The sequence below is a fragment of the Bacteroidales bacterium genome (assembly GCA_031275285.1).
Classification (GTDB): domain Bacteria; phylum Bacteroidota; class Bacteroidia; order Bacteroidales; family UBA4181; genus JAIRLS01.
Genome location: JAISOY010000199.1, coordinates 1 through 3,146, shown reverse-complemented (window position 1 = coordinate 3,146; position 3,146 = coordinate 1). Strand labels below are relative to the sequence as shown.

Here is a 3,146-nt window from a genome sequence, read left to right as displayed (position 1 = left end):
TTCCGTGTGCGCACACGGAATAATTCACAAAATATAATTTAACCTTAATAGAAAATCATCACCTTTTTAATTTTCAGCCTATGACAAAAAACAGCAAAACTTTTAAACCAAACATCAATCAAAAACATAAAATCTATCTTTTTATTTAAATCTAATAAATTATGAAAATACCATTAATCGCATGTTTCATAGCTGCATTATGTTTTGTTTCATGCAACAATGATTCGGATGATAATAAGGATGCAAACCAACCTTATGATCCGAATAAACCGGTAGAAGTAACTCATTTTTACCCGGATTCAGGCGGAATGGCGACAAAAATTCTTCTGGAAGGCAATAACTTTGGTAATGATCCTTCTAAAATCAAGGTTTATTTCAATAAGAAAAAAGCAGCAGTAGTACAATCGGCCGGTGATATTATCTATGCTATTACACCAAGGCAACCAGGGGATACTTGTACGATATCCGTTGTTGTAGGATCGGATTCGGTGGCATATCCGACTACTTTTGAGTATACAACCACCATTGGAATTTCTACTGTAGTAGGGATACCAGGTGCAAATACAAGCACAGCGGGAACATTATCGGAAGCCAGGATCCAGAAACCGCAATTTATTTGTGTAGATGATGAATACAATGTATTTGTATCAAATGAAGGAGCCGGATTATTCCTGATCAATGAAGAAGCAAATATGGTTTCCAAAATAATGGAATCAGGTTCATACAACGCCCCGACCATTGATCTTTCTACAGGCAGGCATGTGTTGGTACCAGCCAACAGCGGTTATGCCTATCTGAGATTTTCCCTGGATGACGGATTCTCCTACCGGAACATAAATCCTGTACTGGTAGGTAATCCGGATATAGGAATCAGTTCCTGGAGTTTTTCGTATAAACACCAATTTGCATCATGTGCATTGGACGGTATGATATATTTTGGCTCCCGTACTAATTCATATGTAGTACAGATCAATCCTGCTACCCGGGAAATGAAACCTATGTTTAATTTAGGTAGCCTTACTCCCAGCCTCAATTCCAATTATTTTTCAATGTTCCATCCGACAGAAAAACATATGTTGTACATGGCTGCCAGAAATCTGTATTGCATTTACCGGTTCAACATACTCACCAATGAAATTGAATTGTTTGCGGGAAGCAGGGGTACGCCCGGACATGCAGACGGAGACCGTTTAGATGCCCGGTTCAACGAAGTAATTCAAGTCGACTTTGATGATGACGGCAATCTGTTTGTTGCAGATAAAGGTAACCATTGTATTCGTAAGATTACGCCGGAAGGCATCGTCAGTACAGTCATCGGCATTCCGGGTACTTCGGGTTACCTGGACGGAACCCAGGATTATGCTATGTTGAATACCCCATGGGGTGTGACGGTGGCTAATGACGGATCCGTATATATTGCAGATTATGGGAATCAATGTGTCAGGAAATTATCCATCCAGTAAAAACGAACATAATGAATCGAATTATTTGTATTGTATTGTTATTATTGACTTATTATACTGCGTTTGCCCAGAACCAACTGACTGTTAGCGGTGTGGTGACAGATGGAGCGAGCCAAGAAACCATTCCCGGAGTGACCATTTATCTGAAGGACCGCCCGGGTATGGGAACCACCACCGATATAGACGGTAAATTTTCCATCAAAGCTACCAGAGGAGATGTGATTGTTTTTTCATCCGTCGGATATGAAACATTCGAATACCTTGTTTCCAAAGATGAACCCAATTTACAGGTGTCTATGAAAGAAGGTGCCATTATGCTGGAAGAAGCCGTTGTTACAGGTATGGGTACCACGCAGCGTAAGGTCAGTGTCGTAGGAGCGATCTCTTCGGTTAATGTCAAGGAATTACAAACTCCGGGCTCATCAATCAACAATATGATCGGGGGTCGTATTCCAGGTATTATTAGCATGCAAACCAGCGGTGAACCTGGAGATGATATCTCTGAATTCTGGGTACGTGGTATCGGTACTTTTGGGGCCAATTCGAGCGCATTGGTACTGATCGATGGTTTGGAAGGTAACCTGAGTGATATAGACCCTGCCGATGTTGAAAGTTTTTCGGTACTGAAAGATGCTTCGGCTACCGCTGTATACGGCGTTCGTGGAGCAAACGGTGTGGTCCTGGTGACTACCAAACGTGGTGAAGAAGGTAAATTACAGATCACAGGAAGGGCTAATTTTACCCTTTCACACATTACCAGAATGCCCGAATATGTAGATTCATACGATTATGCCTTGTTGGCTAATGAAGCCCGTGTTGTCAGGGGGGATCTACCCTTGTATTCGGATATGGAACTGACACTGATCCAAAGAGGATTGGATCTGGATCTGTATCCAAATATCGACTGGCAGAAAGAGATCATGAAAAAAAATACTTATAAGCAAAGTTATTATGCCAGTATCCGTGGCGGAGGTAAGCTGGCCCGTTATTTCGTTAGCCTCGGGCTGTCCAACGAACCGGCAGCATACAAGCAAGCATCCAATAGCGATTATAATAAGAATATAGGCTATAATAAGTATACTTTCCGTTCCAATATAGATATTAACCTGACAGAAAGTACAAAAATCTATTTCGGGTCGGAGGGATTTTATTCAAAAAATACTTTGCCGGGAATAAATAGTACGGATCAATTATGGCAGTCTTTGGCAATGTTAACTTCAATTACTATTCCTAAGGTGTATTCTACTGGTGACATTCCTGCTTACGGGACAGGTTACAATACCGTTTCTCCTTACGTATTGCTAAATCACACAGGGATCAGAACCAAAGAACAAAGTAATTTGCAGATTACTTTATCTGTTGAACAGGATTTTTCTAAAATACTCAAAGGCCTTAGAATGAGAGCACAAGGAGCTTATACGGCTACCAATTATTTCGACGAAGACCGTATGACTCTTCCGGATCTGTATTTTGCCGAAGGGCGGAATGTCGACGGATCTTTAAGGTTAGTAAGAAGGATACAAGCCCAGCAAACAGCTTATGGATACAGTCAGGACCAATACAGGAAATTCTTTTTCGAATCGACTATGACCTACGAGAATATCTTCGCCGATAATCACCGGGTTACAGGATTGTTGTACTATAACATCAGTGATCATAAAAAAGTGAGTGATATTCTTGGTA

General features: G+C 41.0%; 2 protein-coding genes. Both read left to right on the top strand.

Going from position 1 to position 3,146, the window contains the following annotated elements; all coding sequences use genetic code 11:
• Positions 1 to 161 precede the first annotated feature (161 nt).
• On the top strand, positions 162 to 1,463 hold the full coding sequence (locus LBQ60_19360) for an IPT/TIG domain-containing protein (GenBank protein ID MDR2040087.1): 1,302 nt from the start codon (positions 162 to 164) through the stop codon (positions 1,461 to 1,463).
• An 11-nt stretch (positions 1,464 to 1,474) separates the two neighbouring features.
• A partial coding sequence (locus LBQ60_19355; GenBank protein ID MDR2040086.1) for a SusC/RagA family TonB-linked outer membrane protein occupies positions 1,475 to 3,146 on the top strand: 1,672 nt, incomplete at its 3' end.